Raw genomic sequence first — 17216 nt, forward strand, 5'->3', positions numbered from 1 at the left:
TCAAATCTTCACGGTTTGTGATTATCCTCAATTAACTTCTAACACAATCGGAGGTTACCATGCGAGGTCCGGTAAAAATCATCAATCGAAAAAATGACTTAAAACAAGGATATCTGATCCGTCTTGAAATTGGGATCATAGCATCTTTGCTGATCATGATTTCTGCTTTTAAAGTGAATATTCAATCTTCCGGTGATGGCGAAGAGATCGTAGTAGATCGCCAGGAAGAAGTGTTTATGGAAGAAATCGTACAGACAAAACAAGAACTTAAGGCTCCACCGCCACCAAGACCGGTGGTTCCAGTAGAAGTACCCAACGATGAGATCATCGAAAATGAGATCATAGAACTGGATGCGGAACTGGATATGGATGCCGGCTTTATTGATATGCCGCCGCCACCACCTAAATTTGAGGAAGAAGACGAAGAAATGGAGATCTTCGTGATCGTAGAGCAAATGCCTGAGCTGATCGGTGGTTTGGCCGGGATACAGAAAAGAATTGAATATCCTGAATTAGCACGAAAGGCCGGTATTGAAGGACGTGTAGTTATTCAGTTTGTGATCGACGAAAAAGGAAATGTCAATAATCCGGTTGTAGTACGCGGAATTGGCGGAGGATGCGATGAAGAAGCTTTAAAAGCAGTACAGGAAGCTAAATTTGTACCCGGTAAGCAAAGAGGCAAACCTGTTAAAGTTCGATACAGTTTACCAATAAGTTTTAAACTGGATAGAGCCAACAATAGCAGCCGTTAGATCAAGAATGTGGTAAGTAGCGTATATCTCAGTAAGGGATAGGAAAGGTCCTGAAGGTAAAACTTCAGGACTTTTTTTGTTCTACTAATTCGATGTTTCGTTTCAGATCCTCGTAGCCCACAGGTTTAATTAAATACTCCTCGAAATCAGTTTTTTGGGCTCTTTGCTGGTGAGAAGGATCAGAATTGCCTGTTATATAAATTACAGGGGTATTGAAACCTTTTTCACGAAGCCGGATCATTACATCAATTCCATCGATATCATCTTCAAGCATGATATCCATAAGAACCAAGTCGGGAAGCAGGTTCTGAATTTTATCTATAGCGTCTTGACCTTTTGATATAACATCCAGGACTTCGTATCCAAGGCGCTGGATCATTTTTGATAACAAGAGAGACAAAACTTTATCGTCTTCAACAATTACAATCTTCATGTCAGAAATATAAATAATTACACCATTATCTCTACACAAATTATAAAGTATTAGGGATAAAGTTTTAAAACTTAGTCATACTTAATTCCTATAATTTATATTATGTAAAGTTATATTATTTCTTCAATACTTCACATGATTGATATTGAAACGAACTTTATAAATTTTGCTTCTAAGCCCCTAACCTCTTGGACTTTTAGAACTTCTGTACTGTTTTGATCAGTCTAATTGCGCTAATACTTCCTGCACTTTATTCAGGTCCGGAATATTATCGGAATTTTCGAGAATCTCTTGATATTCTATATTCCCTTTTTTGTTGATCACAAATACAGAACGTTTGGAAACACCCTGCATCCCAAAGAAATCATCATACAGTGTATCGTATTTTTTACTTACTTCTTTGTTAAAGTCGCTTAGAAGTAAAAAATTCAAGTTGTGGGATTCTTTGAATGCCTTAAGAGTGAAAAAACTGTCTACACTTATACCTATGACTTTTGCATCCAGTGCTTCGTATATCTTCATGTTATCCCTGGTCGAACATAACTCTTTGGTACAAACGCCACTAAAAGCCAATGGAAAAAATAATAACACTACGTTATGTTCGTCTTTAAAATCGCTTAAACTTATGGGTTTACCTTTTGTATTCTGAAGTGTGAATTCAGGAGCTTTTCTCATTTAACTGTATTTTAAAATTTTTTAATCGGTGGCTTTTTCTTGTTCGCCAATAACAAATCGAAATGTTGTGAAAAGAATTCCCACACTCAGAAATATCTCAGATATCCAGTTTATCTCAGATAAATTATATTGGTTAAAAATGATCCAATGCGTTAGGTAAGCGATCCCAATACAGCTAATTCCTATTATATAATACCGCCTTTTCCTTTCTTTGGCTTGATTTAAGGCAAACACTAACAACGTTACCACCAAGGCTCCTCCCTGGTATATGGCATTAATCAGATCTTTGATGACGATAGAATCAATGATCAACGGGAAAAAAAGAAAACTGACAAATGGAAGAGCCGTCAAATAAGCCGGAAAACGGGCGAAAACAGGCTTTGAATCCCTGATCAACACCAATAATCCACTTATGTAAAAAGTTATGGATATCAATTTACCCCACTCAAATAGATCAAAAGGCAAATTAAATTCAAAAAGATCAACAAAGTAAGGTACAGTGATAGAAATAGCTGCTAAACCAAAATAAGATATGAGCAGATCTTTACGCTGTATATAAAGCCTGAGCAGTGAAATGAAAACAGTTCCGAAGGATAAAGAAACAACAAGATCTATCCATTTAGCGGTATCCATCAGCTCTCAGGATTTCGGCTTTCGATCTCCCTTTGCATCTGTTTCCCGTTTTGATAGGTCATTACCAAATCTGCTATATCTTTGAGTGTGCTGCGTTCGGCACGTACCATATGGTAAACAAAATCGTACAAACTGATCGTTTCCTTTCCTTTACTAATCTCTCTCTCCCAATCAATTAGAGGTATTTCCTCAATGATTTTCAATAAAGCAACCCGGTGTTTAGAGATCTTGTAAAGTAACTTTTGAATATCTTTGGCAAGTTCCTGGTCAACCTCAAAGGTTTCTTCCGGTGCACTGTACGCATTCAGGTTTATAGGCCTTACACTTTTGAAGGCATCTTCTATCACCTTGCGATAATAATTCTGTTGAGCGTGATCCAAAAACATCAAAATCTCTGAGATGGATCTTCCACCCGGTGGTGTTTCATCGTAAGGAACTGAATCTATTACATATTTAAGGGCTTCGGCCTCATGTTCAAGATAAGCTACATCATCAACCAGGGAATCAATTTGGCTCTGTTTTACTTCCATTCTGTGATTTCTTTCCTCTTAGGTATTCCAGCTGTGTGATGCCGGAGTTGAGTCATTCTTTTCTTGCTGTTCGATCATGTCAACCAGCGATAAGCCGGTATTCCATTCACGATCTCTGTCTCGCACGGAATGAATGTTATTCTCCTCCTGGAAATCCCAGAATGAACCAAATTGACGGTTTCTATAATTCTTGAGGTATTCTAAACGATCTGAAAGATCTTCTTTGGGTACCAAAAGTCGTTCTTTGTCATAGATCGCATCTTCTCTTGATTCGAATACGATATCATAATCCTGACTCATAACAATCGCCTCTTCAGGACAAACTTCCTCACAGTAGCCGCAGTATATGCAGCGCAGCATATTGATCTCGAAGAAATCAGGATATCGCTCCTTCTCGTCATCGGTTTCCTTGGCTTGCATGCTGATGGCTAAAGGCGGGCAAGCTCTTGCGCACAAGCCACATGCTACACATCGTTCTTTTCCATGATCTTCGACCAATACAGGTCGGCCACGAAAAATTGCCGGCGGGTCCCATTTTTCTTCCGGATAATTCAGCGTAAAAGTAGGCTGAAACATTTGTTTGAAAGAATACCACATCCCTTTAAAGATCTCGGGCAGGTACAGTTTCTCGAGGAAACTGAGCTTTCTTTCCTTTTTATAGTTATCGCTGACTGCGTTTAATATCGGTTTTTCGAGGTTCTTAGCCATTCAATCAGAATCGGTTTCGTGATGAACTAATTTGCGTTGAAAATAAACCTTTGTGCACTTAGCATCAAAGTAATTTAACAGCTTTTTGGGATTATTTTTGTCTGAAGATCATGGTAATGGGAACACCAATAAAACCAAAACGTTCCCGGATCTTATTTTCTATAAATCTTCGATAATTTGACGGGAGATCATGCGGACTGTTCATAAAGAACTTGAACACCGGCGGATTGCTTTTAACCTGAGTGGCATAAGTGATCTTAAGTTGCCTCCCTCTTTTCATTGGTAAGGGTTTTGCGCTCAGCATTTGTTCCAGAAATTCGTTGAACTCGGGCGTTGGAATTTCTTTTTTACGTTCGTCGATCACTTGTTGTGCCAGATCAATTACCCTATGCACCCGCTGCTTATTCATTGCAGATATCGTAACTATAGGGATATAATACATTTGAGGCACATTGGAATAAATATATTCTTCAAACTCCTTTACTACGTTGGTATCTTTTTCCGGAACAAGGTCCCATTTATTAAGAACGATCACCAGCCCTTTGTTAAATTGTTCAGCTTGTCGCAAAACCCGGCGATCTTGAGCATCAAACCCTTGCATGGCATCAACCAGTAAGATTGCAACATCACATTCTCGGATTGCTCGTTCCGTTCTGATGGTACTGTAGAACTCAATGTTTTCTTTAACCTTGGTCCGTTTTCTAAGGCCGGCGGTATCAACTAAAATATATTCTTTGCCATCATAGGTTAGATCACTGTTTATGGAATCGCGTGTAGTACCGGCAATATTGGTTACAATGGCACGCTCATCATCCAAAATTGCATTAAAAAGACTGCTTTTTCCCACATTTGGCCGTCCTATAAAAGCCAGCTTTGGTACTTCGGATTTAGTTTCCGGCTCTGATTCCGGTAGTAATTCTACAACTTTATCTAGCAATTCACCTGTTCCGGTGCCATTGATCGATGAAACAGGAAAAAGTTCTTCAAATCCAAGCTCATAAAATTCAGAGGAATTAAGTCGACGCTCTTCATTATCGGCTTTGTTGCTGACCAAAACAACAGGCTTATCTTGTTGGCGAAGCAATTCTGCTACAGATTTATCCAATGTGTTAATGCCATCCTTCACGTCAACCACAAATAAAATAACATCAGATTCCTCCAACGCAATATGCACCTGTTCCCGGATGCCAACCACCATAACGTTCATTTCATCGGGAAGATACCCACCGGTATCAATGACGGTAAAATCTCGCCCATTCCAGAACGTTTCCCCATAATGACGATCTCTGGTTACGCCATACTCATCATGAACAATGGCTTTTCGGGAACCGATAAGGCGATTAAAAAGGGTCGATTTACCAACATTAGGCCGTCCTACGATAGAAACTACTGGAAGCATTTTAACTATTAGATTCTTAGATTAAACAAGCAATAAAGATACGCATAATTCAGCACTTAATTATACTATGCTTCAAAGCATTTATGATACCCTCGGTTTTTTCGGAGCCCTTACAACAGCTCTAATCATTTTTATCATGTTCATTTTCTGGATTGCCGGAATTGCAGGTATTACCTTGCCCTATGATGGAGGCCGGAAAAAGGGAAATGACTGGCAGATCATGTTAGCGGTATTGTTTCCACCCTACCCTATATTTTGGCTGATCTATGATATGTATATGCAGCATCGTTATATGACTAAAGACTGAATTCACTCTTCAAGCAGGTTTTCATTGCCGTCCGGGAGCTGCTGGCGATCTTGCTCTTCTTCAACCAGCTTCCATTGTTCAGTTAATTTTTCATTCATGTCTTCCAGGAAGCGAGACGGTTGTGTAAAATAATCCCCATAAACAGATTGTGCCAATACCGGATAACTGAAATACAGCATTTCCTGAGCCCTGGTTGCAGCGACATATAATAGTCTTAATTCTTCATCCAATTGTTTTTCATCATCCACAGAGTATGCGGATGGAATGATACCATCAAGGCACTGTATGATAAAAACTTGTTTCCATTCAAGTCCTTTTGCTGAGTGAATGGTACTAAGGATAAGCGGAGCCTCTTCCCTGGTTTTTTGTTCGGTATCAACTGCTGTGGCGGTAATAGGATCCAAAGCGAGTTCTTCCAACATTTTGGGAAGGGAAATAAAGCTATCTGATACATTAATAAAAGCTTCTAAGTCTTTAAGCCGCTTTGGGTAATCATCATATCGTGACTTACAAAAATCGCGGTAATAATCCACGATCAATTCCACAACTTTAGACACAGAGTGGTCATGTTCTTTCAGTTCAACAAGTAATTCACTCAGTACTTTCAATTGATCAATGTAAGCCTTGCTTGTTGTATCCGAAAGGTCAAGTTGGTAAGGATTTTTGGCCAGCCGTATCCATTCGAAAAGGTCTTGGGCCGTTTTTGGACCAATACCATCCAGAAGCATTAATACCCGATTCCAGGCAATGGTATCCATTGGATTAACTAACACCCGAATATGAGCCAAAACATCTTTGATATGAGCAGCTTCCGTAAATTTCTGTCCACCATACTTTACAAATGGAATGTTTTTACGGTTCAATTCCACTTCCAGGTCAAACGAATCCCGACCATTTCTGAACAATATGGCCATTTCGTTCAGGTCCATTCCCTGCTCCCGAAGCTGAAGCACTACTTGCGTTATAAATCGACTTTGTTCGTGTTCGCTTGATGTTTGCACTAACGCCGGCAATTCTCCCTGAGAGTTTTTTGAATAAAGTTGCTTATCAAATTTAAAATTTGCCTGTTTAAGGAGGTTATTCGCAACTTCAAGGATCTCCGGTGTAGAGCGATAATTTTCTTCCAGCTTAATGAGTTTTGTACCTCCAAAACGATTTGGAAAATCCATGATGTTTTGATGATCGGCTCCTCTAAACGAATAGATACTTTGAGCATCATCTCCCACAGCCATCACATTTCGATGAACACTCGAAAAAAGTTCGGTTAATTCAGCCTGAAGTTTGTTGGTGTCCTGGAATTCATCCACCATTACATGCTGGTTTTTCGAAGCTACTTTAATTCTTATATCATCATGCTGTACAAGCATTTCTCGGGTTTTTATAAGAAGATCGTCAAAGTCCATGACGAAGTTTTTCTCCTTATAATCTTCATATCCTTCTGCCACTTTAAGGATCTTCTCTTCTTGTTCCAAAAACTGTGGATATTCTTCCTGCAAAACGATCCGAAGATCCAGATTTTTATTCTTACAGGAGCTGATGATATTTAACAGCGTATTCTTATTCGGAAATCGCTTTTTCTTCTTGTGAAGATCGAGTTGCGTACGCACAAATTGAATAACTTCCAACGCATCAGCCGTATCAATGATGGTGAAGTTTGAAGGGTATCCAATCGCATCAGAATAACGATGAAGCAGCATGCTGCAATAAAAATGGAAGGTACCTCCCTGCACTTGCTTGCAGCGCTCATCCAAAATTTTGCTAGCGCGATTCAGCATCTCTTTGGCCGCACGACGTGTGAATGTGAGCAGTAAAATATTCGATGGGTTCACCCCACTTTCAACAAGCCTTGCTACTCTATGGACCAATGTTCGGGTTTTACCGGTTCCCGCTCCTGCTACCACCAAAGCCGGGCCATTATCATGGAATACAGCATCCAATTGCTTCGTATTGAGCAGATCGGCATATGGTATGGTATAGTCTTCGGGACGTTTGCGCGGTTCTTCTTTTTGTAGAACAAATTTTTTCATGCCGAAAGATACCAATCTGTTGTAGTATGTAAAAATTATGTATTAAAGTATTATGGAGGAATGCAGGTCGACCAGCTTGTTCGAATAATATGTTTTAAGGAAAACATTCTAAAATTGTGGCCAAACCCATTGTAACTCTTTCTTATTTAAAGCTAATTCAATTTTCAAACTCTGCAGCATGATGAATTAAGGTGATATCTCACTCCAACAGAAATCCATCACTTTTCTTCTTTCCTTTTCTCCTGCTTGGCTGATATATTCCACCTCGAAAATCTTAAGGTTCAAACCAGAATTTAAAATAGTTAATGATCAACGAACCTTCGTTAGCACCCAGGGAATTTGGCTGGATTGAGGTCGTTTGCGGCGGTATGTTTAGCGGCAAAACCGAAGAACTAATCCGCAGAGCCAAACGCGCACATATTGCAGGACAAAAAGTTGTAGTTGTTAAGCCCGCGCTTGATAAAAGATACAGTGAAGATGAGGTAGTTTCTCATAACGAAACGGCACTGCCAAGCATTTTGGTAGATACAGCCGATCAGATCGTGCTTTTAACGGGAGATGCAAAAGTGGTTTGCATTGATGAAGCCCAGTTTTTTGATGACCGGGTTGTGGATGTAGCCAATACCCTTGCCAACGATGGCAAAAGAGTGATCGTAGCCGGGTTGGATATGGATTTTACCGGCAAACCCTTTGGCCCTATGCCCTACCTGCTTGCTATCGCCGAGTACGTCACCAAACTTCATGCGGTATGCGCTGAAAGTGGCACGATGGCTCACTACTCGCAACGCGTTGTTGAAAAAGAAGGTCAGGTTTTAGTGGGTGAATACGATGCCTACGAACCCCGCGCCCGACACTGTTTCCGCCCACCGGTTGACAAAAGACGGGGACGGCCTATCACCCCATTTAAGAATATAGCTTCCTCCTCAGAAAACACCGAGGACCAGAAACAAAAACAAACAGAAGAAACAAAAACAGAGCACACCTAATGGATATAATACGAGGGATCATCGGTATCGTAAGCCTGTTGGGGCTTGCCTTTATTTTCAGCAATAACAAACGCAACATAAACTGGAAATTAGTTGCCATTGGGGTCGGGTTTCAGTTTTTGCTTGCCATCTTCATACTCAAAGCTGATGTACTTGCAGCATTTTGGGCACCATTGGGCTGGCCTATGGTGGCCTTCAAGCAAGTAGCAAGCTTCTTCGTAGTAGTATTGAACTATACCACAGAAGGAGCTTCTTTTATATTTGGCCGGTTAGGTAAAGGTCCTGAAAGTCCGGATAGCCTTGGTGTATTCTTTGCATTTCAGGTATTACCTACCATTGTTTTCTTTGCATCCCTCACGGCTATACTATACCATTATGGAATTCTCCAATTTGTAGTAAAAATGGTTTCCAAGGCCATTCAAAAACTTTTGGGTACATCCGGAGCAGAGACTTTGTCAGTTGTTTCTAACATTTTTGTAGGACAAACAGAAGCTCCACTCGTCATCAAACCCTTTATTGAGAAATTGACCAAATCGGAGTTGATGGTGGTAATGACCGGAGGTATGGCGACCATTGCCGGAGGTGTGATGGCTGCTTATGTAGCTATGTTGGGTACTCCGTTTGCTGAAGCAAATGGCTTGGAAATAGCAGTAGCCCAACAGTTGTTTGCAGAACGCCTTTTGGGAGCCAGTTTGATGGCAGCACCCGCTGCTTTGGTCATCGCAAAGATCTTATATCCTGAAGATGGTGAACCAGTTACCAAAGGGGATGTTTCCATGCATGTGGAACAAACCGATGCCAATGGAATTGATGCCGCTGCAAGTGGCGCAAGTGTTGGTCTTAAGTTAGCTGCAAATGTCGGTGCTATGTTATTGGCCTTCATTGCTTTGCTTGCCATGTTAAATGGAATTTTAGGCTGGGGAAGCGACCTGCTGGGCATCAGTTCTTTACTGGGGGAAAGCCTTACAATCGAAATGGTTTTGGGATGGGTTTTTGCCCCTATCGCCTGGCTGATTGGAGTCCCCTGGAGTGATGCTGTTAATATGGGATCGATGTTGGGTACTAAAATCGTATTAAACGAGTTTGTAGCATATCTGCAATTAGCCGAACAGGTAAGTGCAGCTTCCATCTCGCCCAAAACCATTGCAATGGCAACTTTTGCTTTATGTGGCTTTGCTAACTTATCTTCTATTGCCATTCAGATCGGCGGAATAGGCGGACTTGCACCGAGCAGGAAATCAGATCTGGCTAAATTTGGTATTAAAGCAGTTTTTGCAGGCACCTTAGCTAACCTGATGACAGCTACCTTTGCCGGAATGTTATTTTAACAAAAATCAGAATTATCAATCATCAAGAAACAAATACATATGAACCTCGCAATGGTGAACACTTCTAAATTTCTCATTTTAGGTTCCCTTCTTTTCTTACTGACCCCAAAGCTTTCATTGGGGCAATCTAATGCGAACCAGATAATTGTTGGTGAAGTTGGAAATGCTGATGTTACTTTTTCTGAACTTCAGGAAAACTATACGCAAGGCATGAATAGCGATGTACCGCTTGAAGAACTTCAGTCCTTTTTACCCATTTATCTTGATTATAAAGCAAAATTATTGGCTGCAAAAGATCAAGGGTACTATGATGACTCGACCCTGGTTGTTGAGCACAATAATTATGTGAAACAGGCAGCCTATGCCTGGTGGCTCGAAAAAGAGATCAAACCTTCTGCTTTTGAAACCTTTAAGGAAAGATCTGAAGTAGAATTAAAACCCTATCATGTACTCATTGCCTTAGATGAAAACGCAACCGAACAGCAGATCAACGATGCTATTGCGAAGTTAGAGATGGCAAGAACGGAGATTCAGCAAGGCGTTCCCTTAAAAGAAGTAGATCAAAAATATTCAACAAAAAGAGGCGGAAGAAGCATGGGCGGAGATATTCCCTGGATATCTGCCGGACGTACGGTTCAGCCTTTTGAAGATACTCTGTATGGGATGGACGTTGGGGAAGTCTCTAAGCCATTTAGAACTCAGTTTGGTTATCACATTGCCGTACTTCAGGATAAAAGAGAACGTAAACCCGCACGCTTGACAAGCCACATTTATGTACGCGGGACCGGCGATAGTACTTCTTATGATAAAATCCATGAAGCTTATGACATGCTGGAAAGAGGACGTTTGTGGAGTGAGGTAGTTCCAAATTACTCAGAAGACGGTGCTTCCGTCAGGAATAATGGCCGTATTGGCTGGGTAAGTTATCAGTCTAATTTTGCTATGGATTTTGTGGATGCCGTTATGCAACAGGATCCAGATCAAGCTTTTTCAGAACCGGTTCAAACCAATTATGGATACCATATATTCAAAATTGACTCAGTTGAAAGTTATGCTACTGAAGCAGAAAAAGACAAAGCTTTGATGAGCAGGCTTCAGGATACTCCATATTATCAAGAGAATAATCAATTTGTCATAGATTACCTGGTCGATAATTATGGAACCGAGAGCAATAGCTCGTTCTTAAATCAGTATGAAGCGTGGCTATTAGGGAAGGATTCTACGGCCCTGGCCGATCTTTCATTCCCGGCAGATCTTACAGATGCGGTTGTATTTTCCTTTTCAGGGAATAAATATAACTTAAACGACTTCCACTCCTACCTTCAGGATCGGTTTGGAGATCGTTTGGCTATTAATTATCGGGAAAACTGGTTTGAAAATTTCAAAAGATTCGAAGCTGATAAGAACCTCATCAACCTTACCTTAGATCGATATCCTCAGTTTGAAGATCAATCAGAAAATTATCTGAATGGGCTGGTGGTGTATAACATAAACGAAGACTATGTATGGAGTGCGGCAACCGTTGATACTTCCCGCTTGCGAAGTATCTATCAAAATAACCTGGATAATTACCGTTATAAAGAGCGTCCTTTTTATTATCTGGTTACAGCACGCCATGACAGTACTTTGAAGGAGGCTATTTCTTTTGTGAATGAGGGTGGAGAACTAGACAGCCTTTCTTCAAAAATTGCCAACCTTGGAGTCTCCAGCGATTCAACAAGCGGCTATTCCGAGCCTCCCTTCGATCGGCTTCAAGGTATGGATGAAAATTCTTTTTCTGAGATCTTCGAGTACAATAACCGAAAAGCCGTATTTTGGTTAGAGGATATTCTTCCTGCCCGTAACATGACTTTTGAAGAAGCTTTCAACCGTTTGCTTTCCGAATTTCAGCCACAACGGGAACAAGAATGGCTGGAAGAACTCAGAGAAACCTACAATGTGAAGGTATATCCTGAAAAATTAAAAGAAGCCTATCAAAGAAGCAGTCGTTAAATGATATACAGCAGGTTATTTATAACTTCCCTATTGGTAATGTTATTGGTTGCTGCGTGCAGTAAACCAAAAAAGACCGATACTACCGTTTTGGCTGAAGTCGGACCGACTCAGCTAACAACGGAGGAAGCATTACACCAAATACCTGCGGTTGTTCTACAATCAGACAGTCTCTCAGCGCTGCAACAATACCGTGATGATTGGATTCGAAGACAATTAATCTTGCAGGAAGCTGATCGCCTGAATTTCACCAGCCGGCCCGGTATGGAAGAAAAACTTCGCCGGATGCGAGAAGAATTTATCTTGCAACAGGTTCAGGATTATATCATCAGTGAATTTGAGGAGGATCTTTCCGTATCCGAACAGGAAGCCCGTGATTATTACCAGCAGCATAAAGACCGTTTTGTGCTTGATGAACGATATGTTCGATACCGGCACTTGGTTGCAGCATCCAATGCAGAAGCTGAAAGTGCAAAACGGGAACTAATGCAAGGCATTGACTGGGAAACGGTAGCTCGTAAATATTCAAAATATGCTGAGTTGAAAATTCGAGAATCGGAACGCTACTGGCCTATTTCTGTTGCAGGAAGTGATATCAGGATGTTAAACCGATACCTGCAGATCATCGGCCCTTCTGAAATATCACCTACTTATAGAACCGGAGGTGAATATCATTTTGTTCAACTCTTGGATGAGCGACCGGAAGGAGATCATCCCGACCTGGATTGGCTTATAGGACAGATCAAAGAATGGCTGACCCTGGAAAAAAGGAAAAGAGCTTTTAACACATATGTAAAGAATCTTTATCTTCAGGGGCAGGCGAATAATGAAATTAAAATTCATTCCGTTATTGACGGACAAACGAATCAAGCAGTCATGAAAACTGATACATTGAATACCCCTTATAATGAATAAAAACTATTTAGTACTTCCCCTCCTTTTTATTTTTGGCGTTTTAACAAATCAAAAAACTCTCGCACAGCAAAATCCACAGCTGGCAGATCAGATTGTGGCGCATGTGAATGAGAATATCATCCTTAAATCGGAGATCGACCAAAGTGTGGCCGATTATATCCGACAAGCACAAGTATCCGGAGAGAATGTGGAATTCAGCAAAGACCTTTGGTATGCATTCCTGGAATCTGCGATCGATAATTATGTGCTGCTTGAGAAAGCACAAATTGATTCCATCACCGTTTCTGATGATGAAGTGAATGCAAGAATGGACTTAAGGATGCAGCAGTTGGTACAGCAAGCCGGAAGCGAACGGGCACTGGAGCAAGCTTTTGGAAAATCCATTATACAGATCAAAGCGGATTTCAGAGAGCAGTTCCGTGAACAAATGATCACAAGTATGGTGCGGCAACAAAAAATTCAGTCAATCGAGATAACACGTCCTGAAGTAAATGAATTCTTTGAGAGCATACCAACCGATTCCCTCCCAACCATTCCCGAACAAGTAGCTCTTTCACAGATCGTTATCATCCCTCCTGCTAAAAAAGATGCAGAAAAAGCGGCCCTTGAATTTGCCCAACAATTGAGAGACTCTATTATGACTCATGGAAAATCAATTGAAGAACTGGCTCGCCGATACAGTGATGACCCGGGGTCGGCTCAAAATGGCGGTAAACTACCTATGATGGGACTCAGTGAATTGGTTCCTGAATATTCTGCAGCTGCATCTGCTCTTAAGCCGGGAGGAATTTCTAAAGTAGTAAAAACCCAATTTGGCTATCACATCATTCGGTTAAATGAGCGGGTTGGCGATCAGATCTCGACCAACCATATTTTGATCTCGATCGAGGATGATCAGGTAGATGAGCAATATGCTATAGATCGTTTAAACACTTTACGGGATAGTATTCTTGCTAATCCTGACGTTAAGTTTGCCGATATCGCCCGTAAATTCAGTGAAGATCCGAATACAGCCAATCTTGGTGGTAAAGTTTTTGATCCACAATCCGGAGAGCGGCTGATTGCCCTTAACCGACTTGATCCTTCAATGTACCGCATCGTGTTGTTGATGGATGAAGAAGGAGCGATTTCTGAACCAAAACCGTTTACCCTTCAGCGTCAAAACAAAAAAGCATATCGAATTGTCCGTTTGGACCGGCAAATTCCGGAACATATTGCCAATTTGAAGCAAGACTATGAACGCATCAAGAATATAGCTTTGCAGCAAAAACAGTATGAGATCATGGATAAATGGATGAAGGAATTAAGGGAAACCGTGTATGTTGAGTACACGATCAAAGTTCCAGGAAAAGAAGAAATTGAGGAAGTAATGCCTGAAGCTGTCCCTGCTGCAACGGAGGGTGCACAATGAGTTCAACCTCTAATTCGACTGAGACGGTAAAACTTGCCGATGAATTTCACGCGGTTTTCCAACAGATCAAAACTGAGATTCATAAAGCCGTTATTGGACAAGATGATATCATTGATCTGCTTTTGATTAGTTTGTTTTCAAAAGGACATTGTGTCTTGATCGGTGTTCCCGGATTAGCTAAAACATTACTCATCAGAACGTTAGCTGATTCACTGAATCTTTCTTTTAATCGTATTCAGTTCACACCGGATCTTATGCCGGGTGATATTACCGGGACTGAAGTGATAGAAGAAAATAAAGACTCGGGGCGTAAAGAATTTACGTTCATAAAAGGTCCTGTTTTTGCGAATATCGTTCTGGCAGATGAGATTAATAGAACCCCTCCCAAAACACAGGCTGCGCTCCTCGAAGGTATGCAGGAATATCATGTGACCACGGGAGGGAAAACGTATGACCTGGATCTTCCTTTCTTCGTTTTAGCTACCCAAAATCCGATTGAGCAAGAAGGGACTTACCCACTTCCCGAAGCACAGCTCGACCGTTTTATGTTCAATATCTGGGTTGACTATCCTACTCTTGAAGAAGAAAAAGAGATCGTAAGTAAAACAACCGCGCACCAGGAATATAAAATTGAGCCTTTAGTGAGTAAAGAGAAACTCAAAGAATTGCAGAAATTGGTGCGGGAAGTTCCCGTTCCTGAAAGTGTTCTCGATTATGCCGTTGAATTGGTTTCCAAAACACGTCCGGGTTCAGACTTAGCTCCCGATTATATCAATAAATATATGAGTTGGGGAGCCGGTCCCAGGGCATCACAATATCTGATACTTGGCGGAAAAGCTCGTGCTCTTTCCAGGGGAAGATATCACGTAACGGAAGAAGACATCAAAGCTCTGTCTATCCCTGTACTTCGACACCGTATCGTTAATAATTACGCAGCAGAGGCTGACGGCTTTACTACCGTAAAGCTAATCAATATGTTGATCGGCGAAGCTTAATAGCCTATGCTAAACAGGATTTAATGTGGAATTTCAGGGCTTTCAACATATCATTTCGCCTGTACTGATTGTCATTGCAGCCCTGTTTTTGGCAGGACTTTCCTGGTACGCTTATCGCAAGTTCACTAGCCTCACACCGTGGCTAAAATGGACGCTGATTTCTTTACGAGCCTCTGCCCTTCTACTGTTGCTTTTTCTACTTCTAAATCCCTATTTCTATTCGGAACGAGAAGCTGACATCCCCCCAAAGATCGCTGTATTTCTTGATAACTCTGAAAGTATTGGAATACAAAAAGGAGACTATGACGGTCTTCAGTCTTACAGAAACGTACTTCAAGACATCTCTTTTGAAAATCTTGGGAATGCTTCGATCTCATATTTTTCCATAGGTGAAGAAGTACGCCCCTTTTTTCCTGATTCTTTAAACGCATCGGAGCAGCGAACAAACCTGTCGGCTCCGGTTACTTCCCTCCTTGATATGGAAGAGGATGTAGAAGCCGCTGTTTTTATTACTGACGGCATTATTACATTTGGCCGAAATCCTGCAATTAGTGCCTTTAATTCTGCAATTCCTATTTATACGGTGGCTATTGGAGATACCTCCCGGGTTCGGGATGTATCGGTTACGAATGTGGTTACGAATAGCACCGGGTATACCAATACGATTCACGCAATTGAAGCTGAGATCTCACAAACCGGCTTTGCAAATAATACGGTTAACGTCCGTTTAGAGTCCAATGGTGAAGTTCTGCAAGACCAACAAATTACTTTTGATACTGACAATCAGCTTAAGCAGGTAAGTTTTGAACTGGAACTGACGGAAGCCGGATTGAAACAATACGAGATCAGGGTTGAACCATTGCCTGATGAATGGACGGACTCCAACAACAATAGTGTTTTTTCGATCGATGTTTTGGACAGTAAAACCAAAATTCTGCACGTAGCTTACCAAATTCATCCTGATGTGAAAGCGGTTCGATCGGTTATTGAACGCGATGAAAGCAATGAACTGACAACCCTGACCTGGCTTGGCGAAAATAATTTTATTGAAGAACTTCCCGATACAGATGAAGAATTTGATCTGATTGTTATCCAAGGCTTTCCAACTGATAACAGGCCGTTTCGGTTTCTTGATGAGCTGGACAATACTCCTACATTATTATTTTCATTAAGCCCGAATGTTGGAAATATTTCACAACAATTGCGGCCTGCTGTACTTATTGACTCAAGGGATCGCCGTACTGTTCCAGTGCTTTTATATCAATTATTAGATGAAAGAGATCATCCGATCCTTGAACTTTCCGAGATCAACCTTTTGGAAACTCCTTACTTGCAATCGCCTCTGAGAGCCTCACTCGAGGAACCGCAAAGTACTGCTCTCTTTAACGTACTATACGATGGTATCGAAACCGATTATCCGGCGATCGCAGTTTCTGAAATAGGAAATATACGCCGTTCGCAGGTATTACCCTGGGGATGGTTCAAATTCACACAAAGTATCAATCAAAGCCACCGCGAGTTTGCTGTTGATCTAATTTCAAATCTGATTGCATGGACCTCCAGTGACCCTGATAACCGATTGCTGCGTATTTCTCCCCAAAAGCAATCCTTTAGTACGGCTGAACATCCATTTTTGGGGGCAAGCCTTCAAAATGAACAAGAACAACCGGAAGAAGATGCGATCATAGAAATCGAAATAGCCGGGCCAAATGGTCAGGCAAGAAGTTTCAATATGGAAAATGCGGGGAATGGAAACTATCGGTTAGATCTGCCCCGACTCTCGGAAGGACTTTATGAGTATGAGGCTACAGCACGTAAAGGCGATCGCGAATTGGACCGACAAAATGGAGAGTTCCTGGTTTCAAATTCCAGTATGGAACTCACCAATACTATTCGTAATGACAAACTGTTACAGGATATTGCAAAGAACTCCGGCGGAGCATTTTTCACTTTCAATGAAGCTGCTTCTTTGCGAGATAGTCTGCAAGCTGCAAAATTATTGGAAATGCAAACAGAAACCATCGAAAATTACTTTTTCCCCGTACGATCCATTTTTTGGTTCCTGATCGTAATCGTTCTGCTTGCAGGCGAATGGTTCCTAAGAAAATATGCTTCTCTTCCCTGA

Annotated in this window: 16 protein-coding genes; 9 read left to right on the plus strand and 7 right to left on the minus strand. The window is 41.2% G+C overall.

All coding sequences use genetic code 11. The features are described from left to right. Positions 1-59 precede the first annotated feature (59 nt). Entirely contained in the window at positions 60-752 is a 693-nt protein-coding gene (locus B151_RS0107135; RefSeq protein WP_020402928.1) for an energy transducer TonB, read from the plus strand. A 64-nt stretch (positions 753-816) separates the two neighbouring features. Here B151_RS0107135 and B151_RS0107140 read toward each other — a convergent pair whose 3' ends face one another. The 6 genes from B151_RS0107140 to der form a co-directional block, all read right to left on the minus strand. After that, positions 817-1185, minus strand: coding sequence for a response regulator (locus B151_RS0107140; RefSeq protein WP_020402929.1), 369 nt, complete (start codon positions 1183-1185; stop codon positions 817-819). Between the two features lie 219 nt (positions 1186-1404). Further along, on the minus strand, positions 1405-1860 hold the full coding sequence (locus B151_RS0107145; protein ID WP_020402930.1) for a redoxin domain-containing protein: 456 nt from the start codon (positions 1858-1860) through the stop codon (positions 1405-1407). 21 nt (positions 1861-1881) lie between these two features. Continuing rightward, on the minus strand, positions 1882-2493 hold the full coding sequence (locus B151_RS0107150) for a hypothetical protein (RefSeq protein WP_020402931.1): 612 nt from the start codon (positions 2491-2493) through the stop codon (positions 1882-1884). Continuing rightward, the gene (locus tag B151_RS0107155; protein WP_020402932.1) at positions 2493-3023 is read right to left on the minus strand and encodes a hypothetical protein; all 531 of its coding nucleotides are present in this window, start codon (positions 3021-3023) and stop codon (positions 2493-2495) included. The genes B151_RS0107150 and B151_RS0107155 overlap by 1 nt, the downstream gene beginning before the upstream one ends. 18 nt (positions 3024-3041) lie before the next feature. Then, entirely contained in the window at positions 3042-3731 is a 690-nt protein-coding gene (locus B151_RS0107160) for a NuoI/complex I 23 kDa subunit family protein (protein ID WP_020402933.1), read from the minus strand. Positions 3732-3822: 91 nt separating this feature from the next. After that, complete coding sequence (gene der / locus B151_RS0107165) at positions 3823-5130, minus strand: ribosome biogenesis GTPase Der (protein ID WP_020402934.1); 1308 nt, start codon at positions 5128-5130, stop codon at positions 3823-3825. A 136-nt stretch (positions 5131-5266) separates the two neighbouring features. Here der and B151_RS0107170 point away from each other — a divergent pair, with 136 nt between their 5' ends. Next, positions 5267-5437, plus strand: coding sequence for a hypothetical protein (locus tag B151_RS0107170; RefSeq protein WP_245550372.1), 171 nt, complete (start codon positions 5267-5269; stop codon positions 5435-5437). Between the two features lie 2 nt (positions 5438-5439). Here B151_RS0107170 and B151_RS0107175 read toward each other — a convergent pair whose 3' ends face one another. Then, positions 5440-7464 carry an ATP-dependent helicase gene (locus B151_RS0107175; RefSeq protein ID WP_020402936.1) on the minus strand — a complete coding sequence of 675 codons (2025 nt, stop codon included), beginning with the start codon at positions 7462-7464 and terminating at the stop codon, positions 5440-5442. Positions 7465-7769: 305 nt separating this feature from the next. Here B151_RS0107175 and B151_RS0107180 point away from each other — a divergent pair, with 305 nt between their 5' ends. The 7 genes from B151_RS0107180 to B151_RS0107210 are packed head-to-tail and all read left to right on the plus strand — an operon-like array spanning position 7770 to position 17216. Next, a complete protein-coding gene (locus B151_RS0107180; protein ID WP_020402937.1) occupies positions 7770-8450 on the plus strand; it encodes a thymidine kinase in 681 nt (226 codons plus the stop codon). After that, a complete protein-coding gene (locus B151_RS0107185) occupies positions 8450-9778 on the plus strand; it encodes a NupC/NupG family nucleoside CNT transporter (protein ID WP_020402938.1) in 1329 nt (442 codons plus the stop codon). The genes B151_RS0107180 and B151_RS0107185 overlap by 1 nt, the downstream gene beginning before the upstream one ends. A gap of 39 nt (positions 9779-9817) precedes the next feature. After that, positions 9818-11770 (plus strand): peptidylprolyl isomerase, encoded by a 1953-nt coding sequence (locus tag B151_RS0107190; RefSeq protein WP_020402939.1) that lies wholly within the window; start codon positions 9818-9820, stop codon positions 11768-11770. Next, positions 11771-12685: a peptidyl-prolyl cis-trans isomerase gene (locus B151_RS0107195; protein ID WP_020402940.1), complete on the plus strand. Its 915-nt coding sequence runs from the start codon at positions 11771-11773 to the stop codon at positions 12683-12685. Continuing rightward, positions 12678-14096, plus strand: a complete 1419-nt coding sequence (locus B151_RS0107200) for a peptidylprolyl isomerase (protein ID WP_020402941.1) — start codon at positions 12678-12680, stop codon at positions 14094-14096. Before B151_RS0107195 ends, B151_RS0107200 begins: the two co-directional genes overlap by 8 nt. After that, positions 14093-15091 carry an AAA family ATPase gene (locus tag B151_RS0107205; protein WP_020402942.1) on the plus strand — a complete coding sequence of 333 codons (999 nt, stop codon included), beginning with the start codon at positions 14093-14095 and terminating at the stop codon, positions 15089-15091. The genes B151_RS0107200 and B151_RS0107205 overlap by 4 nt, the downstream gene beginning before the upstream one ends. A gap of 25 nt (positions 15092-15116) precedes the next feature. Next, positions 15117-17216, plus strand: coding sequence for a hypothetical protein (locus B151_RS0107210; RefSeq protein ID WP_020402943.1), 2100 nt, complete (start codon positions 15117-15119; stop codon positions 17214-17216).

Origin of the sequence: Gracilimonas tropica DSM 19535 (genome assembly GCF_000375425.1) — a bacterium.
GTDB classification, from domain to species: domain Bacteria; phylum Bacteroidota; class Rhodothermia; order Balneolales; family Balneolaceae; genus Gracilimonas; species Gracilimonas tropica.